16 protein-coding genes and 1 riboswitch are annotated in these 21674 nt (G+C 71.5%); of the genes, 5 read left to right on the top strand and 11 right to left on the bottom strand.

What is annotated here, in order from left to right:
• Positions 1-21 precede the first annotated feature (21 nt).
• Positions 22-203, bottom strand: a riboswitch (cobalamin riboswitch).
• A gap of 134 nt (positions 204-337) precedes the next feature.
• The 3 genes from AB0N02_RS22195 to AB0N02_RS22185 form a co-directional block, all read right to left on the bottom strand.
• On the bottom strand, positions 338-940 hold the full coding sequence (locus tag AB0N02_RS22195; RefSeq protein ID WP_363949525.1) for a DUF6875 domain-containing protein: 603 nt from the start codon (positions 938-940) through the stop codon (positions 338-340).
• The gene (locus AB0N02_RS22190) at positions 937-1647 is read right to left on the bottom strand and encodes a sulfotransferase family protein (protein ID WP_363949523.1); all 711 of its coding nucleotides are present in this window, start codon (positions 1645-1647) and stop codon (positions 937-939) included. The genes AB0N02_RS22195 and AB0N02_RS22190 overlap by 4 nt, the downstream gene beginning before the upstream one ends.
• Positions 1648-1749: 102 nt before the next feature.
• Positions 1750-2379 (bottom strand): GNAT family protein, encoded by a 630-nt coding sequence (locus AB0N02_RS22185; protein WP_363949521.1) that lies wholly within the window; start codon positions 2377-2379, stop codon positions 1750-1752.
• Between the two features lie 343 nt (positions 2380-2722).
• Here AB0N02_RS22185 and AB0N02_RS22180 point away from each other — a divergent pair, with 343 nt between their 5' ends.
• The 5 genes from AB0N02_RS22180 to AB0N02_RS22160 all read left to right on the top strand — a co-directional run bounded on the left by AB0N02_RS22180 (position 2723) and on the right by AB0N02_RS22160 (position 8723).
• Positions 2723-3586 (top strand): TauD/TfdA family dioxygenase, encoded by an 864-nt coding sequence (locus tag AB0N02_RS22180; protein WP_363949519.1) that lies wholly within the window; start codon positions 2723-2725, stop codon positions 3584-3586.
• Between the two features lie 124 nt (positions 3587-3710).
• Positions 3711-4958 (top strand): M20 family metallopeptidase, encoded by a 1248-nt coding sequence (locus AB0N02_RS22175; protein WP_363949516.1) that lies wholly within the window; start codon positions 3711-3713, stop codon positions 4956-4958.
• Positions 4959-4971: 13 nt separating this feature from the next.
• Positions 4972-5859 carry a GNAT family N-acetyltransferase gene (locus AB0N02_RS22170; protein WP_363949513.1) on the top strand — a complete coding sequence of 296 codons (888 nt, stop codon included), beginning with the start codon at positions 4972-4974 and terminating at the stop codon, positions 5857-5859.
• Positions 5856-6968, top strand: a complete 1113-nt coding sequence (gene menC, locus AB0N02_RS22165; RefSeq protein ID WP_363949510.1) for an o-succinylbenzoate synthase — start codon at positions 5856-5858, stop codon at positions 6966-6968. Before AB0N02_RS22170 ends, menC begins: the two co-directional genes overlap by 4 nt.
• Before the next feature lie 93 nt (positions 6969-7061).
• Positions 7062-8723, top strand: a complete 1662-nt coding sequence (locus AB0N02_RS22160) for a helix-turn-helix domain-containing protein (RefSeq protein WP_363949508.1) — start codon at positions 7062-7064, stop codon at positions 8721-8723.
• Here AB0N02_RS22160 and AB0N02_RS22155 read toward each other — a convergent pair.
• From AB0N02_RS22155 to AB0N02_RS22120, 8 genes are all read right to left on the bottom strand, one after another.
• Positions 8701-10782 (bottom strand): prolyl oligopeptidase family serine peptidase, encoded by a 2082-nt coding sequence (locus AB0N02_RS22155; RefSeq protein ID WP_363949505.1) that lies wholly within the window; start codon positions 10780-10782, stop codon positions 8701-8703. The genes AB0N02_RS22160 and AB0N02_RS22155 overlap by 23 nt on opposite strands.
• Positions 10779-12029 carry an erythromycin esterase family protein gene (locus AB0N02_RS22150; protein ID WP_363949502.1) on the bottom strand — a complete coding sequence of 417 codons (1251 nt, stop codon included), beginning with the start codon at positions 12027-12029 and terminating at the stop codon, positions 10779-10781. Before AB0N02_RS22150 ends, AB0N02_RS22155 begins: the two co-directional genes overlap by 4 nt.
• A gap of 80 nt (positions 12030-12109) precedes the next feature.
• A complete protein-coding gene (locus tag AB0N02_RS22145) occupies positions 12110-13972 on the bottom strand; it encodes an ABC transporter substrate-binding protein (RefSeq protein WP_363949499.1) in 1863 nt (620 codons plus the stop codon).
• A gap of 57 nt (positions 13973-14029) precedes the next feature.
• Positions 14030-14953, bottom strand: coding sequence for an ABC transporter permease (locus tag AB0N02_RS22140; protein ID WP_363949497.1), 924 nt, complete (start codon positions 14951-14953; stop codon positions 14030-14032).
• Positions 14950-15900, bottom strand: coding sequence for an ABC transporter permease (locus tag AB0N02_RS22135; protein ID WP_363949495.1), 951 nt, complete (start codon positions 15898-15900; stop codon positions 14950-14952). The genes AB0N02_RS22140 and AB0N02_RS22135 overlap by 4 nt, the downstream gene beginning before the upstream one ends.
• A gap of 64 nt (positions 15901-15964) precedes the next feature.
• Positions 15965-18043, bottom strand: a complete 2079-nt coding sequence (locus AB0N02_RS22130) for an ABC transporter ATP-binding protein (RefSeq protein WP_363949492.1) — start codon at positions 18041-18043, stop codon at positions 15965-15967.
• Between the two features lie 213 nt (positions 18044-18256).
• A complete protein-coding gene (locus AB0N02_RS22125) occupies positions 18257-19642 on the bottom strand; it encodes a serine hydrolase domain-containing protein (RefSeq protein ID WP_363949489.1) in 1386 nt (461 codons plus the stop codon).
• A 239-nt stretch (positions 19643-19881) separates the two neighbouring features.
• On the bottom strand, positions 19882-21540 hold the full coding sequence (locus tag AB0N02_RS22120) for a M4 family metallopeptidase (RefSeq protein ID WP_363949486.1): 1659 nt from the start codon (positions 21538-21540) through the stop codon (positions 19882-19884).
• Positions 21541-21674 lie beyond the last annotated feature (134 nt).

Genomic DNA, 21674 nt, shown 5'->3' with positions numbered 1-21674 from the left:
GGGGAGATCCGCCCCAATTCCTGTGAGGAGGCGACCGCGTGAGTCTCCTGGCTCTCGGGTCGAAGCTCGTCCCGGCCTTCCCACCCGCGCACGGGCAGTGGCCTGTTCGGGATTCGCTCGCCGATCACAGTGGCGGGACCGCACCGGATTCACACCGGTTTCCTCGTTCCGCCGTCGCCTGCGGCCGCATCATCTCACAAGCCCCGGAATGTTTCATAGGCGGGCGAAACCCGGATCTGTGAACGACGTCACCGGGTTCTGCCGCACGACACGTCCTGTCCGGCAGGCGGATCCGGTCCGGCGGCTCCCGGCCCGGGGCGTCTTCCGGCTTCCGGGGTCACAGGGGTGTCCGCCAGCGCTGACAGGCCTGTTCGTAGAGGGTGGTCAGGAACGCGTCGCGAGCCTGGCCGGTCTCGTAGCGCCGGCCGTACCTGTCGGCGTAGGCCGCGAACCACTCCCGGTCCTGATGCAGGAAGAGCAGGTCGTGGAAGGCCATGTTGCGCAGGGCCAGCATGGGGACAGGGGAACGCGCCACGGCGAAGGAGGGGTTCCTGGCCGCCGTCTCGGCACAGTCCGGATGGAACTGACCGAGCATCAGTCCACGCCGCACCATCCGGCGCTTGACCATGGCGTGCGCTTCGTCCAGCGCGCTCACCCGCTCCGGCGGCAGGCCGGCGATGACCGCGACCATCGCGTGCAGTGTCCTGTTGGGCTGGGCCCAGGCCATGACGGAGAACTCGTCGACCAGGTTCTCGATGAGCGCGGTCAGGTGGCCCGCGTCGCCGGGAGGGCCGATCCGGCGGGTGCTGAAGTGCAGGGTGCCGTTCTTGATCGCGGGCATGACGAACGGGCAGACCGGCCCGCTCCGCCCTATCTCTGGATGCGGGAGAGTGAGGAAGTCGTTGATCCATTCCCATCCCGCGGCCGCCTGGCCGATCATCGGATGGCCGCTCCCCCGACCGCGACCGTCTTGCGCAGTGTGAGCGTCCGCCACTGCCGCAGCGCCGCCAGACGCCGGAATTCGGCCGCGTCGTTGAGATGCGGAAACGGTTCGTCCGGGACGTCGGCGCCGAGGAAGTCGCAAAGCGGCCGCCAGCCCTGCGACACCTCGAAGACCAGGAGCCGGTGCCCGGGGACCCACGCGCGGACCTCCTCGTTGTGCCGCTGGAAGATCTCCATCGCGTACCGGGGATCCTGGAATCGGCCGTCGAAGACGCCGTCCCAGATCAGCCGGCGGCAGATTTCCCTGCGGCGCCGGATGGAGACCGAGAGTCTGTCCTCCAGCCAGGTCAGAGCGCCGCCGAGGCCGGGCTGGAGAGCGGTGTAACGGTAGATCGTCCTGTGGGCGCTGGCATACCAGCTTCGCGGGTCGCGAACGGTGAGCACCACCTTGGCCTCCGGATAGGTCTCCAGCAGCTGCCGCCAGAAGGCCGCCGCGGGCCAGTCCACCGCCGACCGGAAGCCGGTGAGCAACCGGCGCCAGTCGGGGGCCTGGCCGCGGGCGACGGCCGTCCACTCCGCCAGCAGGCGCGGATCCTCACCCAGCGACGACATGTGATGGCAGGGGCCGTATCCGAGCCGGGTCAAGGCGGCCTGCAGTGAATAGGTGCCGGTACGGCCAAGGCCGGCTCCGATGATCTCTACCATCACACATCCTCACGTACGGTTGGCATCTCTGGCTGAACAGCGGTCATCGCGGTGAGTCGGGCAGGCGCGTGCGGAACCTGCGGAAACGAACGGAAACGAGGGTCAGAGACCGAAGAGCGGGAGACACCGCTCCAGGTTGTGGATCTTGATGTCGTCCCGCGGCGCCCAGCGGGCCCGGGGCAGGCGGAAGCGGCGCCCGACCGCCGCCTCGCCCTGGCGGTCGACCACGTTGATCCCGTCCTGCAGGTAGTCGAACTTTCCGTAGACCGCGATCGAGGCGTGGTTGTCCGCGAACGCGACCGTCGTCATGTGTTCGGCGCGCAGTCCGGCGAAGGCCAGGTGGTGCACCACGGCACGCAGTTCGGTTCCCAGGCCCCGGCCCTGAAAGCCGCGCCCCAGCCAGGTGGAGGTCTTGACCTCGCGGGTGACGGGGAAGTCGACGGCCTTGAGCGCCTGCAGGCCGATCACCTGCCCCTCATGGATCACCGCGAAGCTGAGCGTCCACCGGCTCGGGGTGAACTCGGCCCATGAGCGGAAGCACTCCCGGACGGTGCTCCTGGCCCGCTGAGAGGGCTCGGCGGCCGACCACGGCACGATGAACGGCATGTCCCCCTCGTCGTGCACACCGCGGGCCGCCACGTCGGCGAGTTCGTCGAGCTCCGTCAGCGACGGGCTGCGGAGCTCCAGGCGGGGCGATGTGACAGACAGGTCGAAGAGTGGCCAGTTACGCACGTTTCCTCAATTGCTCGTCGCCGGACGCCGGGCGCCGCCGACGTGGCCATGCGTGCCCGATCGGCCGACCCGCTGGAGGCGCACGCGCCTCCCCTCCCGGCGCCAGGACGTCGCGGCCGAGACGGGATGACCGAGACGGGCCGATGACACGCTCTGTCTCGACCGGCCTGGGTGTTCTCGAACCTGTCCGCTCCTGGCCGCGCCGTGCGTGGTGCGAGCCCGGCATGACACCGCAACGCTACCATGAGTAACTATCTGATATCGAAGTGTGACGTCGACGTTTTCCGCGTCCGGCGTGAAGCGCCGCCCGAAGCCACGGCCGCAGACAAGACAGGTGCACACCATGACCTTCTCCGAAGCCTCGACCCTCCACCCGGCCTGGGCGCACATTCCCCTGCGGCCGTTCGGCGTCGAACTGATCGCACGTGCCCACGACGCCGGCACCGGGCTGCACCGGCTGCCCGCCGATTCGGTGCGGAGCCTGATCCGCGATCATCGCCTGATCGTCGTACGCGGATGGTGCGGGCCGGTCACCGAAACCGAGCTGGAGGGGTTCGCGGGCGCTCTGGGCACCCCGCAGCGCTGGGGCTCGCCACCCGGTAAGACCGTGCTCGACATCCGGACGCGGCCCAACCCCCGCAAGATCTTCGACGATTCGGGCTTCATGCCGATGCACTGGGACGGCGTCCACGACCCCACACCCGCACTGGAGATCTTCCAGTGCCTGCAGGCGCCTCCGGCTCACGAACCGGGGGCGACCCTGTTCTGCGACACCGCCGGAGTGCTGGCCGACGCCGATCCGGCCACCCGGGCCCTGTGGCGGAGCCTCACCTTCCGCTACGAGAGCCGGGAGGTCCACGAGCAGGGTGAGGTGGTGCACTCGGTCGAGGTGCCCCTGGTCACGGCACATCCGCAGCACGGCTTTCTCACGCTGCGCTTCCGCGAGCCCGTCCCCCGCACCGAGGGCGCCACACGCGTCAGGTCCACGCACCTGGACCGGGTTCCCGACGGGCACGACCCCGCGGACGTCATGGAGGGCATCCGCCGGGCCCTGTACGACGCCCGGCGCCTGTACCGGCACCGCTGGCAGGTCGGTGACCTGGTGATCGCCGACAACCACGCCCTGCTTCACACGCGTGAGCCGTACTCGCCGGCGGTCTCCCGCCACCTGCAGCGCGTAACCGTCCTGGCCGACCAGAACCGCTGACCGGGCCGAGGCCCGGCTTCGTCGCCGCGTCCCAACCTCGCGCGCCGACGTTGGCCGAAAGGACAGCTTCGCTCGCGGTGCGGTTCACGATGCTTGAGCGGTACGCCGATCGGAGGTACCCACCGTGACAGAACACCGCGCCGCGGCGAACGGCGAACCGCGACGGGCCGCCGCGGCGCCCGCGCCCCGCGAACAGGCGCGCGAGGCCGCGATGATCACCGACATGATCACCGACATCGAACGGCTCGTGCGCTGCGAGTCCCCGTCCGACGACCTGGCCGCGGTCGCCCGCAGCGCGGAGACGGTCGCCGAGGTCGGTGCCCGGCACCTGGGAGCCGAGGCCGAACGCATCGTCGTCGACGGCCGTACCCATGTCCGCTGGCGCTTCGGCCGCGAGCCGCGGGTGCTGCTGATCGGTCACCACGACACGGTGTGGCCGATCGGCTCGCTGGAGCGGCACCCGTTCGAGGTCCGCGACGGGGTGCTGCGCGGACCGGGATGCTTCGACATGAAGGCGGGGCTGGTGATGGCCTTCCACGCGCTGGCGGCACTGGACGACCTGGACGGCGTGACCCTCCTCGTCACCGGCGACGAGGAGCCGGGATCGCCCTCGTCACGGGAGCTCATCGAGAACGAGGCACGACGGTGTTCGGCCGCGCTGGTCCTGGAGGCCGCCGGGCCCGGCGGAGCCCTGAAGACCGAACGCAAGGGCGTGTCGCGCTACGAGGTGCTGGTGCGGGGACGGGCCGCGCACGCCGGTCTGGAGCCGGAGCGCGGCGTGAACGCGACGGTCGAGCTGGCCCGCCAGATCATGGCCGTGGTGAAGCTGGGCGATCCCGAGCTGGGCACGACCGTCACGCCCACCCGCCTGGAAGGGGGCACCGCGGCGAACACCGTTCCCGGGTCGGCGCGCTTCGAGGTCGACGTCCGGGTATGGAACGCCGCCGAGCAGCACCGTGTCCACACCGCGATGCGAGGCCTGCGGCCGGAGCCGTCCGGCGCCGTCGTGGAGGTCAGGGGCGGCCCGAACCGGCCGCCGCTCACGGCCACGGCGTCGAAGGACCTGTTCGAGCGGGCGTGCCGGCTCGCGGACGGCCTCGGGGCCGGTCCGCTCACCTCGGTCGCCGTCGGCGGCGCCTCCGACGGGAACCTCACCGCGGGTGTCGGCACCCCCACCCTCGACGGGCTGGGGGCGGTCGGCGGCGGCGCGCACGCCGATGACGAGCACCTGTTCACGGCGGAGCTGCCGAAGCGGACGCGGCTGCTCACCGCGCTGGTCGCCGAACTGCTGGCGGCGGAGGGTTGTCCGTCCGGACGAAACGGGCCCCGTCGTCCCATACTGCCGGACCATCTACGGGACGGGATCGGCTGAAACCATGGCCGGCGTGACCGATCTCATCCGCGACCGTCGCGAGTCCCGGGCCGTCGACGCGGCGTGCGCCGTGGCCGAGGCCGCCGCGCACACCGCGGGCATCGACATCCGCCTCCTGGACGGCATCGGCGAGCTCGAGGCCGTCCGCCGCCTGTACGAGCGCATCTGGCGCACCGGCGAGAACAACCCTCCGGTGACGGCCGACCTGCTGCGCGCGATGTCGAAGGTGGGCGGCTACGTGAGCGGCGCCTTCGATGAGGGCGAGCTGGTGGGCGCCTGCTTCGGCTTCTTCTCCCCACCGGCGCGAGAGGCGCTGTACAGCCACATCGCCGGGGTGTCGGCGCGCGTGCAGGGACGCAACGTCGGTTTCGCGCTGAAGCTGCACCAGCGTGCCTGGGCGATGTCGCGCGGTGCCGGCGAGATCTGCTGGACCTACGACCCCTTGATACGCCGCAACGCGTACTTCAACATCGCCAAGCTGGCCGCCGATCCGGACGAGTACCTGCCGAACTTCTACGGCCCGATGGACGACGACATCAACCGCAGCGACGACACCGACCGGATCATGGTCCGGTGGCGGCTGGAGTCGCCCGACGCCGAGGCGGCCTGTGAAGGGCGGCCCAGGCCCGCCGCCGCGGAGGCCGCCCGCGTGGGGGGCGCGGCCGTGGCGTTGGGCGTCTCCGCCGCGGGCGGGCCGGTCCCCGGACGCGCCGGCGCGCGCACCGTGCTCGTCGGCGTCCCCGCCGACATCGAGACCCTGCGGAAGAGCGACCCGGCCTGCGCCGCGGAGTGGCGCAGGGCGGTACGGGACGTTCTCGGCGAGCTGCTCGCCGAGGGCGCGCGGGTGCGCGGCTTCGACCGCGCGGGCTGGTACATCGTGGACAAGGAGGAGACGAAGTGAAGGTCATCGGGGTCGAGATCCGCACCATCGAGGTGCCGCTCGTGTCACCCTTCCGGACGTCGTTCGGCACGGAGACCGTACGGGAGGCCCTCCTGCTGCGCGTCGTCACCGACGACGCCGAGGGGTGGGGCGAATGCGGCGCGGGGACGGCGCCCCTGTACTCCTCGGAGTACACGCACGCTTCGGCCGACGTCCTGAGCCGTTTCCTGGTCCCGGCGCTGGCCGGGGTGACGGACCTGGACGCGCACAAGGTCGCCCCGGCCCTGGCCGCGTTCAAGGGTCATCGCATGGCCAAGGCCGCGCTGGAGACGGCGGTTCTGGACGCGGATCTTCGCGCCCGCGGCGTCGCCCTCGGCCACGCCCTCGGCGCCGTCCGCGACACCGTGCCGTGCGGGGTGTCCGTAGGGATCATGGAGTCGATCCCCGCGCTGCTCGACGCGGTCGCCGCGTACCTGGACGCGGGCTACCTGCGGATCAAGCTGAAGATCGAGCCCGGCTGGGACGTCGAGCCGGTCCGCGCCGTACGCGAACGGTTCGGCGACATCGCGCTGCAGGTCGACGCCAACACCGCCTACCGGCGTGGCGACGCCCGGCACCTGGCCCGGCTCGACCCGTTCGACCTGCTCCTGATGGAGCAGCCCCTGGCCGAGGACGACCTCATCGGGCACGCGGAGCTCGCCACGCGGATCGCCACACCGATCTGCCTCGACGAATCGATCGTCTCCGCCCGCGCCGCCGCCGACGCGATCGCGCTCGGAGCCTGCCAGGTGGTGAACATCAAGCCGGGTCGCGTGGGCGGTTACCTCGAGGCCAGGCGGATCCACGACGTCTGCGCGGCGCACGGTGTCCCGGTCTGGTGCGGCGGCATGCTCGAGACGGGAGTGGGCCGCGCCGCCAACGTCGCGCTCGCCGCGCTGCCCGGGTTCCTCCTGCCCGGCGACACCTCGGCGTCCGACCGCTACTACCGGACCGACATCACGCCGCCGTTCCGCCTTGAGGACGGACACCTCGCCGTGCCGACCGGCCCCGGGCTCGGTGTCACCCCGATCCCGGACGTCCTGGAGGCCGTCACGGTCGCGACGAAATGGGTGCCCGTTCCTCCCCAATGAGAGACGAGGCCGTCCCGTTCGACGAACGGGACGGCGTCATTTCGTCACATGGGACGAAGGGCGATGCGCCCGCGCTGCGCTAACTTCAGGCGCGTGCTTGTCCCTGCGACCAATCTCCCGCGAGCCGGCCTCGGGCGCGTCCTGGAGGAACTCGGTACCACTCTGCTTGACGTGGTCTGCGGCGACGTCGAGCTCGCCCGCGACATCGGCGGCGTCGTCATCTACGACCCGCTCGACGAGCCGGAGCTGCCGGGCGGCGCGCTGGTGATGGGCGTCGGCCTGCACGACCCCGCCGACATCGCGCGGGTCGTGACCCGGCTCGGGCGGCACGACGCCGCCGGGCTGGTGGTCCGTGCGCCTGTCGTACCCGACGAACGGCTCGTCACGGCGGCACGCGAATCGGGCGTGGTGGTTCTCTCGTTCGCCCGCGGCGCGTCGTGGACGCACCTGACGGGGATGCTCCGGACGTTGACCGCCGAGAGCGGCCTGGACGACACCGATGCCCACACGTTCGGCCGGATCCGGTCCGGTGACCTCTTCGCGGTCGCCAACGCCATCGCCGCGCTGCTCGACGCCCCCGTCACCATCGAGGACCGCAACTCGCGTCTGCTGGCCTTCTCCAGCCGGCAGGAGGAGACGGACCCGTCGCGGGTGCAGACGATCCTCGGCCGGCAGGTCCCGGAGCATTACACCCGCATCCTGGAGGAGCGCGGGGTGTTCCAGGCGATCTACCGCAGCGACAGGCCCGTCTTCGTGGCGCCCCTGCCCGAGACGGACGACATGTTGCAGCCGCCCCTGCCCCGCGCGGCGATCGCGGTGCGCGCCGGGGACGAGATCCTCGGCACGATCTGGGTGATCGTTTCCGAGCCCCTGAGCGAGGAACGCAGCCAGGCGCTCTACGAGGCGTCCAAGCTCGTCGCGATGCACATGGTGTGGCAGCGCGCCGACACGGACAGGGAGCGGCGGCTGCGGGTGGAGCTGCTGAGCACCGCCCTCGAAAGCGGGCCGGGATCGCTGGAGGCGGTTCGCCGCCTCGGCCTGAAGGACGAGCCCTCGGTCGTCCTCGCGCTCACCGTCGTCGGTTCGACGACCGGGCATCCCCTGCCGGCGCTGCTCGCCGCCGAACGCAAGCGGCTCGCCGACGCGTTCGCCATGCACCTGTCCGCCGTACACCCGCGCGCCGCCGCGGCGCTGATCGGCGACGTCACCTACGGCATCCTCCCCCTTCCGCAGAACCGGCAGGACGCCGAGGAACGTGCGGTCTGGATCGCCACCGAGTTCCTGGCCCGGGTCGGTTCCCGCCTGCGCCCGCTGGTCGGGGTGGGACAGCTCGCCACGGACAGTTCGGCACTCGCCCGATCACGCTCGGGGGCCGAACGGGCACTGCGCGTCCTGCGCTCCGGAGCCGCCGGGCAGCAGGTGGCCCTCCTGGACGACGTCCACGTCGAGGCGCTGCTGCTCGAACTCGCCGATCTCGTCCCGCGCGGGGACCTCCCCAGCGGCTCCGTCGCGCGCGTCGTCGCCTACGACGAGGAGAACCAGAGCAGCCTGGTCGAGACGCTGCGCGCCTGGCTCGACGCCTTCGGCGACGTCGCGGTGGCCTCCGCCGCGATGTACGTCCACCCCAACACGTTCCGCTACCGGCTGCGCCGCGCGGCCGAGGTCGGCCGCATCGACCTCAAGGACCCGAACGCGCGCCTGTCGGCCATGCTGCAGCTGCGCCTGATGTCCATCAGGTCGGCCCCGGACGACTGAGACGTCCCCGCAGGCCGAGTGTCCCGATCAGGAACGCCAGCCATTCGGTGTCCTGCGCGACCGCGACGTCGTGGGGGGTCGCCGCGCCGTGGCCGGCGTTGTCGAAGACGTGCAGCAGGATCGGCGCCTCTCCCTCCTGGGCGGCCTGCATCCGTGCGGCGAACTTGCGCGCGTGCCAGGGCCGGCACCGTGGATCGGTCGCCCCGGCCTGGATGTAGACCGCCGGGAAGACCCCGGGGCCGACCAGCTGGTACGGCGACAGCCCGAGGAGCCTGCGGACCTCCGCCGGATCGTCCGGGTCCGCCCAGGCCTTGCGGATGACGAAGTCGAGGTAGGGGTCGCGGGTGCCGCCGACGAGGTCCAGCAGGGGCTCCCGGGGCAGTACGGCGCGCCACAGATCCGGCCGCGTGGTGACGGCGACCCCGCACATGAGGCCGCCGTCGGACCCGCCGGTCACCGCGAGCCGGTCGGCGGTCGTGAGGCCCGTGGCGATGAGGTGTTCGGCGACCGCGACGAGGTCGGTGTCGCGAACGTGTCGCCTCTCCCGATGCGCGGCCCGGTACCAGTCCCGGCCGAACTCGCCGCCCCCGCGCAGGTACGCCTGGACGAGGACGCCTCCGGCGGCGACGAAGGCGGCCATGTCGGGCTGGTACTGGGGCAGGAGTGGCACGTTCGCCGCGCCGTACGCGGAGATCAGTGCCGGTGCCGCACATGCCGGGTCGCTCCCTGCCGGGCGCACCACGTGGTACGGGACCGCGACGCCGTCGGGTGCGAGGGCCAGTCCCGCTTCCAGCTCGGCGTCGAGGGTGATCGCCGGGGCCGACAGCGTTTCGAGCTCCGTCTCGCCGGGGCGGTGCCGGTAGACGCCCCAGGAGCTGGTCGGCGTGGAGAAGGCGAAGACGAAGTCGTCGGCGGGAGCACCGGCGGCCAGGGCGGTCAGCGCGAAGAAGGGGGCGGCGAGCGCCCCGCGGCCGGGGAGGGGGACCTCGCCGGCGGCGGCGCCCGAGCGATCGATGATCCGGACCCTGGCGAACGTCTGGTCGAACTCGCTGAGGTACAGGTGCTCACCGACCGGGAGCAGGGACCGCAGCACCGTGTCGCCCTCCGGGACGAGCTCGGTCCATCCCGCCGGGTCGCCGGGGTCGGCCGCGTCGAGCGGGATGGCGATCACCCGTCCGCGAGGGGCCGCGACATCGGTCACGGCGATGTAGTGGTCGCCGACGATGTGACCGGCGATCGTGCCGGGGCAGTCGGTGACGAAGGGACGCCACGCCGTCCCGGGCTCGGACAGGTCGCGCACCGCGACGGGGATCGGACTGCCCACTCGGTGGGCGGCGACGGCCCACCGGCCGTCCGGTGACATCTGGACGAGTGTGTACTCCCGGGAGCCCTCTCCGACCGGGATCGGTTCCACGGTGGTGTTCCCGGGCGCGGTGCCGAGCCGGTGCAGGAAGACCGCCTGCCGGAACTCCTGCGGTGAGCCGGTAAGGGCGAAGAAGTAGAAGCCGCCGCTGTCGGGCAGCCACGAGACACCTCCGGCCCACGCGCTGTGCAGGATCTGCTCCGGCGCGCCGTCGAGCACCCGTCCCGAGGCCACCTCGATGAGCCGGATGGTGTTGTGCTCGCTGCCGTCGGTGCAGACGCCCAGGGCCAGGACGCGGCCGTCCGGCGCCGGCGCCAGCCAGGACAGGAACGCCGGGTTCTCCTCGCCGCCGAACTCGGCCAGGTCGATCACCGCTCGTCCGGCGCCGAACGGCCGGTCGGCGACGACCACCGTGGGCGCCGCGCCGTCCGGCGGGGTCACGGCGCGGAACCAGCGGCCGGCCGCGTATCTCGGCAGGGCCGGACGGGCGCTGTCGTATGCCCGGATCAGGTCCCGGACGGCCTCCGGGTCCTGCCCGTCGTAGATGACGGCGGCGGCGAGTTCGGCCTGTCGCCGCTGCCATCGGTGCACCTCGGGGGTTTCCTCCTCCAGCCAGCGGTACGGGTCCGGCACACGGACGCCCGCGACGTCCTCGAAGGCCTCGACGGTGCGGGCGGGCGGGTAGGGAACGGTCACGGTGACTCCGGCTCTTCAGGGGGTGCGGGCTGTTCTTCCTCCGGCTCGTCTTCCTCCGGCTCGGCGGCCGCCTCGAACTCCGCGCGGAGCCGCTCGAACGCGCCGGGGATCCGGGTGGCCCGGCGGACGTGGACGAACGCGTCGTAGGCCGCCGGGAAGTCGTCGACGGGGTCGAGACCGCCACCGGCGAGCGTGCCGTCGACACCGTCGAGGAACTCGGCCGGCGCGCGGTGGAGGTCGGCGACGACCACGGGCGGGCCGATGCGGTCCAGCCGCGACTCGATGCAGTTCGGCGGCGGGGTCCGCGTTCCGAGGGAGACGTCACAGTCGAACGGGCGCGGGGAACGCTGCGTGAACCGGACCTCCGGGCCCGAGCCGTAGGTCATCCCGATGACGACGAGGCCGGCTCCCAGCCGGGGGGCGAGCAGGCCGCCCATCATCGGCCGGCCCAGGAACGGCGAACGCCGGACGTGCGCGTTGTGGGCGCTCACGACGATGCGCCGTTCCCGCCCGAGGATCCAGTCCACGGTCTCCGCCATGAACACCTCCCGCGGGTACGGCCCAGCCGGGGGCGCGTCCAGCTCCTCGACGAACGCGTGGAGCGAGGCCGCGCACCGGTGCACGATCTCGTCGTCGAGCAGGAGCGCGCGCTCCCCCAGCCCGCGGAGCCCCTCGATCAGCCGGGCACGGTCGGCGGCGGGCATCGCCTCGTAGCGGACCGCCGCCTCCGTCCGGCCTCCCAGGTCGCTCAGGCGAAGGAGCTCCTCGTCACCGGGGAGTCCCGGCATCCGGTCGAGGCAGGCGCGTACCGCCGGCCCGGGTGACGTGGACGAGCCGGGAAGGTCCATTCCGTAGAAGCCGACCTTCGCCGGGTTCTCGGAGTTCCACCGGCGCATCCAGCGCAGCTGCCGCCGCATCGGCTCGCACTCGCCGAACCGGTAGGTGATGCCGTCGCGGGCGACCGCCTCGACCTGTCCCGCTCCCCCGTGGATCCACTCGTTGACGGCCAGTCCCTCGGCGAAGCCGGACTCCATCGCGAAACCCGTGAACCCGAGCTCCCGGACGAGGATCCGGAACAGCCGGTCCCTGAGCTCGTAGAACTCGGTGATGTTGTGCGCTCCCTCGCCGATGGCCACCACCCGCGCGTCGCCGACCAGGTCGCGCACCGTTTCGAGATCGTCGAGGTCGGCGGCCTCCGGGTCGATGTGGCGGAGCGGCCGGGCGAAGGTGTCCGCGCCGGGGATCATGGGCGCTCGCTGGGCATGTGTCCTCCTGGACGCCGGCCGGCTCGGCGGCCGTGCGGGCCGCGGGCCGACCGGCGGTCGAACTAGTCGTGGAAGTACCAAAGCTCCGGGGTGTACAGGAAGCTGATCAGGGCCTTGAACGACGACTGCGGACCGGACAGGGTGTCCTTCCACACGACCAGGGTGTGGGGTGTCGGGAAGAAGAGCACGGGCAGGTCCTCGGCGAGGCGGGTCACCTCGGCCGACAGGGCCTTCGGGTCGGCTCCGAACGTCGAGGCCTCGATCAGCTTGTCCACCTCGGCGTTCTGGTAGCTGCCCAGGTTGAAGCTGCCTTCCGCGTTGAACACCGTGTTGCTGCTCGGGTACCCGGCCGCGAGGTACAGCGGCCCGTAGTCCTGCATCGCCCACTCGTTCTTGGTGGCGGGCGCGAAGGTGTTCCCGTAGTTGGCGTACATGTAGTTGAGCGCCTTGGTCACGATCCTGACCTCGATGCCGAGCTTCTTGGCCGCCGAGGCGAACGCGATGTCGCGGGCGCCGACGTACGCCGGGGTGTTCGCGGAGGCCAGGGTGAAGCCGATCCTCTGCCCCTGCGGAATGCCGGCGCCGCACTCGCCCGCCCCGGTGCCGGGGCGCACGCAGGTGGTGGCGCCGCCCGGCACCACCTTCCAGCCGTTGTCGGTGAGCAGCTTCTCGGCGGCGGCGGGGTCGTGCGGGTAGGGCGGGTTGCCGCCGAACCCGGGCGGGTAGGGGGAGCCGTCGCCCGCCGTGCTGTAGTTCGGGGAACCGGCGCCGTTGTAGATGCCCCGGCCGGCGATGTAGCCCGGCTGGTCGATCAGGCGCTGCAGGGCCTGCCGGACGTACGCCTGCGAGATGACCTTGTCGAAGTTGTCGACGGTGTTCTTGAAGTTGATGGTCAACGAGTCGAACCGGGCGGGCGCGGGGGCGCCGTAGACGTTGTATCCCTTCGCCTTCAGCGCGTCGATCTGGGTGATGAAGCTGGAGTCCAGCGTGCCGACGGTCAGGGTGCCGGCCTTGAACTGGTTGAGCACCGCGGCGGCGGAGGTGAAGGCCTTGAAGTCGATCTGGTCGAGCCGCGACTCACCCGGGCCGCTGTAGGACTCGTTGGGCGCCAGGGAGAACGAACCGGTCGTCGGGTCGAAGCTCTTGAGGCGGTACGGGCCGTTGACCACCTGCCAGAGCGGGTTGCCGGCGAAGGTGGACTGGGACTCCGACTCCTTCGTGAGGTACTTGTAGATCGCCGTCGCGTTCTTCGGCTTCGTGTAGTCCAGGTGCGGTCCCCCGGTGCGGGCGATGTTCCACTCCGTGGAGGGCATCACGTACAGCAGCGTCAGCATGGACAGCAGGTACGACGGGTTGTACGCGGTCTTCAGCCCGAGGGTGAGCGTGTCCGGCGCGGTGGCCTCCGCCGTGACCCCGTCGGGGAACTGGCCCGGGGTGTAGAAGCTCCAGTTGGCCGGGCTCTCCGCGAGTGCGGCCTTGAGCAGGGCGAGGGAGAAGACGACGTCACCGGCCGTGACCGGGGTGCCGTTGGACCACTTGTAGTCCTTCATCTTGACGGTCACGGTCTTGCGGTCGGGGCTGTAGGCGGGGGCCTCGGCCAGGCTCAGCTCGGCGTCCACGATCTGGTCGCCCTCTCCGCTGGGCCGGTAGAGGGAACGCCACATCAGTCCGCGGGCGATGACGGTCCCGTTGGCGGACGCCGGCGGGTAGGGGTAGATGTAGTTGGGGCTGAGTCCCGGGGTCAGCGCGACCGTGGCCGTCCCGCCGTCCTTGGGGTTGCCCGACTGTTTCGGCTGGGCGCTGTAGCCGGCGGCGACGTCCTTCGTCGCGCCCCCGCCGCCGGTGCACGCTGTGGCGAGCACCGCGAGCGCGGCGGCGAGAGCCACGGAGAGGCGTCCTCGCTGCTTACCGGGCACGTGCGTCATTGATGGCTCCCTACATGTGGGGTGGAGATGCGCGGAGGGGTGAGAACGCGGGGACGGTCAGTCGGCCCGTCGCCCGACCGCGTCGCGGAGGGCGTCCGCGAGCAGGTTGAGCGCCAGCACCGTCAGGACGATGCAGACGCCGACGGGATAGATCAGCCACCAGTAGTCGGCGGAGATGTAGGTGACACCGCTGGCGAGCTGGCTGCCCCAGTCCGCGGTGGGGTAGGTCAGGCCGAAGCCCAGGAATCCCAGGGCGGCGACGACGAGGACCGCGTCGGCGACCTGGAAGGTGATGTTGACGATGATCACGCCGAGCGCGTTCGGGATCAGATGGGTGAGGATGAGTCTCCGGCGGGACGCGCCCATCACCCGTGCGGCCAGCACGAACTCCCGTACCCGCAGCGTCAGAACCTCACCGCGGACCAGCCGGGCGGAGACGAGCCAGGAGAAAGCGCCGATGACGAGACTCAGCGACAGGGCGTTCGCGTGGAAGCGGGCCGACAGGATCAGGACGAAGAACAGGAACGGCACCGACAGCATGACGTCGACCAGCCGCATCAGGAACCCGTCGACCACTCCCCCGGCGAGTCCGGCGACGGCGCCGTAGACGGTGCCGATCGTGGTCGCGAAGATCGCGGCGAGGAGCCCGATCTGCAGGGACACCTGGCCGCCCTCCATCAGCCGTCCCAGCACGTCGAACCCGTTGGTGTCCGTCCCGAGCGGGTGTCCCGGACCGGGGGGCAGGGCCGCGTTGACCAGGTCCACGTCGGTCTGGTTGGTGTGGTGGAACAGCGGGCCGAGGAAGCAGAACCCGGCCAGGAGCACCAGGAGCAGGCCGCCGATGAGACCGAGCGGGTTCTGCCGCGACCAGCGCAGCACCGGCCACGCCGGGAACGGGTTCCTCGCCGTCGCGCTCTCGGCCTCGGGCCGTGCCCCGGCGTCCGTCGTGGTGGTCATGGCGTCCACGTCTCGTGAGGTCATTTTCTCAGCTCGATTCGGCGGTCGGCGACCGCGACCACGAGGTCGGCGGCGAAGTTGCCGGCCACGGTCAGGACGCCGCCGATGAGGGTGTAGGCGAGGAGCACCGGGTAGTCCTCGCGTTGCAGGCTGTTGAGGAACAGCAGGCCCAGGCCGGGGTAGTTGAAGAGCGACTCGACGATCAGGTTGCCCGCCAGGAGCGTGGGGACGAGCGTGCCGACCAGTGTGATCAGCGGCAGGCAGGCGTTGCGCAGCAGGTGACGCGTCAGGATCAGCCGTTCCGGGAGTCCCTTGGCTCTCGCGACCCTGATGTAGTCCTGGCCGAGTTGGTCCAGGGCGGAGGAGCGCTGGTACTGGGCGAAGATCGCGACGCTGGTGACGGCGAGCGTGATGACGGGAAGCGCCATGGCTCGCGGATCGGTAAAGACCACCCACGGGGAGTGCGACTGGGATGCCTCCGCCGGGAAGAGCGGCAGGGTCTGGCTGAAGACGGCGATCAGTATCAGCCCGAGCAGGAACGACGGTGTCGCGTAGAGCACGTACGACACCGCCGTGGCGAACCGGTCGACGAAGCCGTTGCGTCTGACCGCCTGCAGGATGCCGAGCGGGACGGCGATCAGCAGCGCCAGGACCAGGCCTGCCAGGGAGAGCATCGCGCTGCGGCCGGCGTTCTGCCGCAGCAGGGTCCCCACGTTCTCGTTCAGCTTGTAGGACCTCCCCAGGTCGCCGTGCGCGAGCCGGCCGAGGTAGCCGACGTACTGCACGACGACCGGGCGGTCGAACCCGTGTTCCTGGTTGAAGGCCGCCACCGCCTCGGGCGAGGCGCGCTGTCCCAGGACGACGCGCCCCGGGCTGTCCGAGACGAGGTGCAGGAGGAAGAAGACCACCGCGGAGATCCCGAGCAGAACGAGGAACGAGACGGCCAGGCGTCGGACCACGTACCAGGTCATCTGTGCGAATCCTCTCTCCGCGTGGTCTGCGGGCGTGTCCCTGCTGGTGCGTACCGGGAATGTGTCATCGCGTCGTCGGCTCCACGGGCCGCTTCGGCTGCAACGGGTGGTGGCAGGCGACCCGGTGTGTGTCGGTGATCGGGTTCAAGGGGGGTTCCGTCTCGGCGCACAGGCCGGTCGCCAGCGCGCACCGGGTGCGGAACCGGCAGCCGCTGGGCGGTTCGATGGGGCTCGGCAGCTCGCCTCGCACCCTCAGGTCACCCCGCTGACGCCGTGTCTCCGGGTCCGCGTCCGGGACCGCCGCGAGCAGCCCCGCGGTGTAGGGGTGCGCGGCGGCGCCGTACACCTCCTCGGTGGTGCCGATCTCGACCAGCTTGCCCAGGTACATGACACCGACCCGGTCGGCCAGGTACCGCACGACCGCGAGGTCGTGTGAGATCACCACGCTGCTGAGCCCGCGCTCGAGCTGGATGCGGCGCATCAGGTTGAGTACCTGGGAGCGGATGGAGACGTCCAGCGCGCTGACCGGCTCGTCGGCGACCAGCACCTTCGGGTCCAGGGCGAGCGCGCGGGCCAGGCCCACACGCTGCCGCTGTCCCCCGGAGAGCTCGTGGGGGTAGCGTTCCATGACGCCGGCGGGCAGGCCGACGTCCCGCAGCAGCTCGCGAGCACGGGCGGTCCGCTGGGCGCGGCTGCCGACGCCCTGGATCGCCAGGGGTTCACGCAGGATCGTGCCGATGCGCATCCGGGGGTCGAGGGAGGCGTTCGAGTCCTGGAACATCATCTGCAGCTGGGTACGGCGCGCCCCGAGCGCACGCGCGCTCATCCGGGTGACCGGCTCGCCGTCGAAGATCACCTCTCCGGAGGTGGGCCGGTCCAGGGCCACGAGCATCCTGCCCAGGGAGGACTTGCCGCAGCCCGACTCTCCGACGAGCCCGAACGTCTCGCCGGCCGCCACCTCGAAACTCACGCCGGAGACCGCCTTCACGGTACGGCGCCCGCCGAGGAGACCCCCACCGCCCGCCGGGTACTCGCGCCTCAGGTCGACGACGCTCAACCGGGGCGCCGCCCCCCGCTCGGGGACGATCGCCGGCGGGGTGGCGAACCGCGCGCGGACCCTGGCCGCCGGCCCGGAGGCCGGATGCAGGCACGCGTAGGCGTGGCCGTCCTCCTCCGCCGACAGTGCCGGCCGCTCCTCGCGGCACCGGTCCGTCGCGGCGTCACAGCGCGGCGCGAAGGGACAGCCGATCTGGGCCACGGTCAGGTCCGGCGGCGCGCCCGGGATGCTGAAGAGTTCCTCGCGCCGGTCGTGGGTGAGCGAGGGGATCGAGGACAGCAGCGCGTGCGTGTAGCGGTGCCGCGTCCGGCTGAAGAGCACGGGCGTCGGCCCGGTCTCGGCGACGCGCCCGCCGTACATCACCCCGACACGGTCGGCGTGCCGGGCGATCACCCCCATGTCGTGCGTGATGAGGATCATCGACATGCCCAGCCGGGACCTGAGGTCGTCGAGGAGGTCGAGGATCTCCGCCTGGATCGTGACGTCGAGCGCCGTGGTCGGCTCGTCGGCGATGACGACCCGTGGCTCGCACACCAGCGCCATCGCGATCATCACGCGCTGCCGCATGCCGCCCGAGAGCTGGTGCGGGTAGTCGTCCAGCCGCTCGGCCGGCCGCGGCAGCCCGACCAGGGCGAGCATCTCCTCGGCGCGCCCGCGCGCGGCCCGCTTCGACGCGCCACGGTGCAGACGCACCGGTTCGGCGACCTGTTCACCGATCCGCCGAGTCGGATTCAACGCCGTCATCGAGTCCTGGAAGACCATCGCGATGTCGTTGCCGCGAATGGCCCGGTACCGCGCCGCGGGAAGCCCGACGAGTTGCTCGCCGCCCAGGTCGATCGATCCGCCGGTCACCCGGCCCCCGGCCGGCAGCATGCCCATGATCGCGAGGCCGGTCATGGACTTGCCGGATCCGGTCTCGCCGACGATCCCCAGGGTCTCACCGCGGTTCAGCACCAGGTCGACGCCCGAGACGGGGCGGACGACCCTTTCGCCGCGCCGGATCTCGACCGACAGGTCGCGAACCGTCAGCACACGATCGCCGTCCGCGGGCCCGCGCGTGTCCTCGGAACCGTCGGCCGTGCTCACGGCAGCGCTTTCCACATCCACCCGAAGATAGTGGGACGCAATCCCCCCACCGGTGTTCGTCACGTTCATCGAATGTTCAGGGCCGCATTCGTCTGTCCGCACAAACTGATCGCCACGGTGAGGGTGGTGGAAGGCGCGCGAAACCCGCCCGGCGGTCACCGCGCCCGGCGGGTCGCCGTACGTGTCATCGAGGAGAAGGCCGGTGCGGGTCGCTCAGGGCGACACCCGCCTGTCGGCCCGGCCGGTGTGCAGGTACAGCGCGCGTCCCTGTCCGTCGTCACCGAGGAACGCGAGCGGCGCGTGGACGCCGCGCTCGGGTTCGACCGGGAGCAGCGTGTCACCGCGCCAGGCCACCAGTTCCGTCCGGTACGGCGCCTCGTCCAGCTCGGCGGTGATCCCGATGGGAACGCGCTCCAGCCACAGCCGTCCCTCCTCGTCCCGGCTCACCGTGGTCTCACACGTGCTCGACTCGTAGGTGCCGACGTATCGGGACGCGTCCAGCGGGGGCGCGGCCGGATCGGGTGCCGGCTGCCCGGGCGGCTCGACACCGCCGAGCTCGCGGAGCACGCGGCCCCCGATCTCGGCGAACACCCGCCGCGGCAGACCGCCGTTGGTGACGATCGCCACCGCCACGTCACGCCCGGGCACCGCGCGCAGGAACGCCGACTGGCCGATGGTGTTGCCGTCGTGGCCGAAGACCGTGCCGCCCGGGAGGTCGAAGAGCTCCCAGCCCAGGCCCCAGGCCGTGCCCTGTTCGCTGTCGGGCAGCGTGACCTGTGGCCGCCGCATGGCCCTGACGCTCGCCGGGCTCAGCACGGAGCCGCCGTCCGGGCCCAGGCCGCCGGCGAGGTGCATGCGGGCGAAGACCAGCAGATCGCGAGGGCGCATCGCCAGCATCGACCCGGCCGGCGCGTTCGAGCGCGCCAGCGCCCAGACATGGGTCGGCTCAGGCGGGGCCCCCGGCGTCCGCTCGATGTGTCCCACCGCCGTGCGGTGGATGATCGCCTCGTACGGATCGTTCGCGGCGTGGGTCAGGCCCAGGGGCGTGAACAGGTGCGTCCGCATGCAGTCGTCGAACGGCTTCCCCCGTACGACCTCGACGATCCGGCCCAGCACGCAGTAGCCGGCGTTGTTGTAGGAGAACATCTCGCCGGGCTCGAACAGCTGCGGCACCTGGTGCAGGACGCCCAGATACCTCTCGATGCAGTCGTCGCCCTTGCCGGTGTCGGTGAAGACGTCCCCCTCGAAACCCGCGACGTGGCACATCAGCTGCCGCACGGTGATCCGCTCGGCCGCCCGCTCGTCGCCGATCCGGAACGCGGGGAGATAGGTCCGCACCGGAGCGTCGAGGTCCAGTTTCCCCTCGTCGACCAGTTGCATGGCCAGCGTCGCGGTCAGCACCTTGGTGATCGAGCCGATCTGGAAGAGGGAGTCGACCGTGGCCTCGACGCCCGTGGCCGTACTCAGCGTCCCGGCCGCGACGTCGGCGATCTCGTCGCCGGCGCAGACCGCCACCGCCGCGCCGGGCACCCGGTTCTCGGCGAGCAGGTCCGGCAGCCGATGCCGCAGCCACGCACAGATCTCATCCAGCTTCGACACCGGCACCCCTCCTGGCTCTGCTCCGGACGAGCATAGGGCCGGTGGGAGCGGCGGTGTTCGTCCGCTCCCACCGTGGGCGGCGCGCCGGTTCGTGGGGTCGGCCAACCCCCTCGGGGGCCCGGAACAGAACGGTCTTCATGCCGGACGCGCCGCCCGGCTTCGAGGCGACCGGCCGGCCGGAGCCGCAGGCCGGGGCGGATCCGGAGCACAGGCCGGGGCGGACGGGGTGGAGATCCGCCTCAGTCGCAGATCGGCTCGCCGGGCTGCGCGGGGACGTTGACGGCTCTCCACGCGGCCTTGACCGCGTTCACCTCCAGGCAGCTGCCGGGATAGAGGATGCCGGCCGCCCTGACGGTCGCCGCCCGCGCCTTGGCGTGCGTCCAGGGAAGGGTCTTGAGGTTGAGCCCGCTCTGGAAGATCTCCCCGGCCTTGCGTATCCCGATGCCGGTCAGCGTCACGGAACCCACGCAGGTGGGACTGTTCGGCTTGCCTCCGCCGGGGCTGGTGCCCTCGGCGAGCAGGTAGAACCAGTGGTTCTGCGGGCCGGCCGCCGCGTGCACCTCGGTCTTGGGGACCGTGGCGCTGAAGCAGTTCGGGTCGCCCGCGAGTGCGGGGTTGTACATGTAACGCAGCGGCCCGGTGCCGGCCAGGTTGACCTCCTCACCGTAGGTGTAGTCCGGCGGGTCGTTGGGGTTGCCGGCGTAGTGCTCGGTCAGGGCTCCGTAGATGTCGCCGGTGGACTCGTTCAGGCCGCCCGTCTCGTTCCCGCTGCCCTCGCCGCCGGAGCCGGAGGACGCGAAGACGGCGTGGGCGTACTCGTGCGCGATCACGTCGAGCGGGGTGACGTATCCACCGCCGGGCGAGTCGCGGCGGACGATGACCGCGGAGCCGTTCCAGTAGGGATGGCCCTGCTCGTCGGCGAGGCGGGCGGGGAAGGTGCGTCCCGTCCCGGTGACACCGGCGCGCCCCAGCCAGTCCCGGAGCATGTCCCACTGTCTCTGGGCCGCGTACACGACGTCGACGCAGGCGGTCTCCGGGTTCGTCCCGTTCCCGTCGCCCCACGTGTCGGTCGCCTTGCTGAGGGGACCGCGGGAGGTGCCGCAGCTCAGCCCCGGGCGGGTCGGGTCGGTCATGGCGTGGCCGCCGCCCGGCAGGGCAAGGGTGTCGATGGTCACCCGGCCGTTGTAAAAGCCGTGGCCGGCGCCCTCCCTGACCTGCTCGGAGGTGTCGAAGACGGTTCCGTCGAGCGCGTCGACGAAGACGTTCAGCACGCTGGGGAGCCGTTCCCTCTCCCCGGTGACGGTGACCTCCCAGGCCAGGCGGGGACGCTCGGTCGCCGCGTGGACCACGAGCCTGGGCGTGCCGGCGCTCCGTACGACGGGCAGTTCGGCACGGGCGGCGGAGGCGGCGGCGTCCGCGCCGACCCGCGCCTCGGTGGCGACGTCCAGCCTCGCCTTCTGACCGGTGACGACGGAGTGGACCACGCCGCCGGTCCTGTCGGTGGCCACGATCACGTCACCGCCGTACACCGGCAGCCCGTGGTAGGTACGCCGGTAGGTGAGGAACAGCAGGCCTCGGACCCCGGAGATCACCTCGGGCCGCTCGAACGCCTCCCCCGGTCCCCTGCGGAGCTCCCCTGCCCGCGCCAGGAGGGCTCTGTCCGCGCCGGCGATCGCGCGTTCGCGCTCCTTGAGACCGGGCGGAGCGAAGGCGGGAAGCGTCTCCGCGCCGGTCGGCCCGGCGGGGAGTACGGCCTTCGCCTCCGCGCCGGTCTGCCCGCCGGGAGGTGCTGCTTGCGCCCCTGGGGCGGCTGATGCGGTGACGGCGTTCGCGCTGCTCGTCAGCGCGGGTGCCCCCATCGCGGCCACCGCCACGGCGGCGATGGCTCCCAACTTCATACGAGGGTTCATTCTCGATGACTCCTTCGGGTCAGGAGCCGCAGCCGGCCGGGCTAGGTCAAACGTGACACCGGCAGCGAAGGAAAAGAACCCCACGAATATCTATATCTTCGCTATATGGCCTTTTTCATCGA

The sequence above is a fragment of the Streptosporangium sp. NPDC051022 genome, from assembly GCF_040683035.1.
Lineage (GTDB): Bacteria > Actinomycetota > Actinomycetes > Streptosporangiales > Streptosporangiaceae > Streptosporangium.
The sequence above is the reverse complement of the archived record's forward strand: the minus strand, read 5'-3'. Positions and strand labels throughout refer to the sequence as shown.

Excerpts from the sequence above, each read along its gene's own strand:
- AB0N02_RS22195 (WP_363949525.1), bottom strand. The coding sequence starts at position 940 with ATGATCGGCCAGGCGGCCGCGGGATGGGAATGGATCAACGACTTCCTC.
- AB0N02_RS22140 (WP_363949497.1), bottom strand. The coding sequence starts at position 14,953 with ATGACCTCACGAGACGTGGACGCCATGACCACCACGACGGACGCCGGG.
- AB0N02_RS22190 (WP_363949523.1), bottom strand. The coding sequence starts at position 1,647 with ATGGTAGAGATCATCGGAGCCGGCCTTGGCCGTACCGGCACCTATTCA.
- AB0N02_RS22150 (WP_363949502.1), bottom strand. The coding sequence starts at position 12,029 with ATGATCCCCGGCGCGGACACCTTCGCCCGGCCGCTCCGCCACATCGAC.
- AB0N02_RS22180 (WP_363949519.1), top strand. The coding sequence starts at position 2,723 with ATGACCTTCTCCGAAGCCTCGACCCTCCACCCGGCCTGGGCGCACATT.
- AB0N02_RS22120 (WP_363949486.1), bottom strand. The coding sequence starts at position 21,540 with ATGAAGTTGGGAGCCATCGCCGCCGTGGCGGTGGCCGCGATGGGGGCA.
- AB0N02_RS22135 (WP_363949495.1), bottom strand. The coding sequence starts at position 15,900 with ATGACCTGGTACGTGGTCCGACGCCTGGCCGTCTCGTTCCTCGTTCTG.
- AB0N02_RS22145 (WP_363949499.1), bottom strand. The coding sequence starts at position 13,972 with ATGACGCACGTGCCCGGTAAGCAGCGAGGACGCCTCTCCGTGGCTCTC.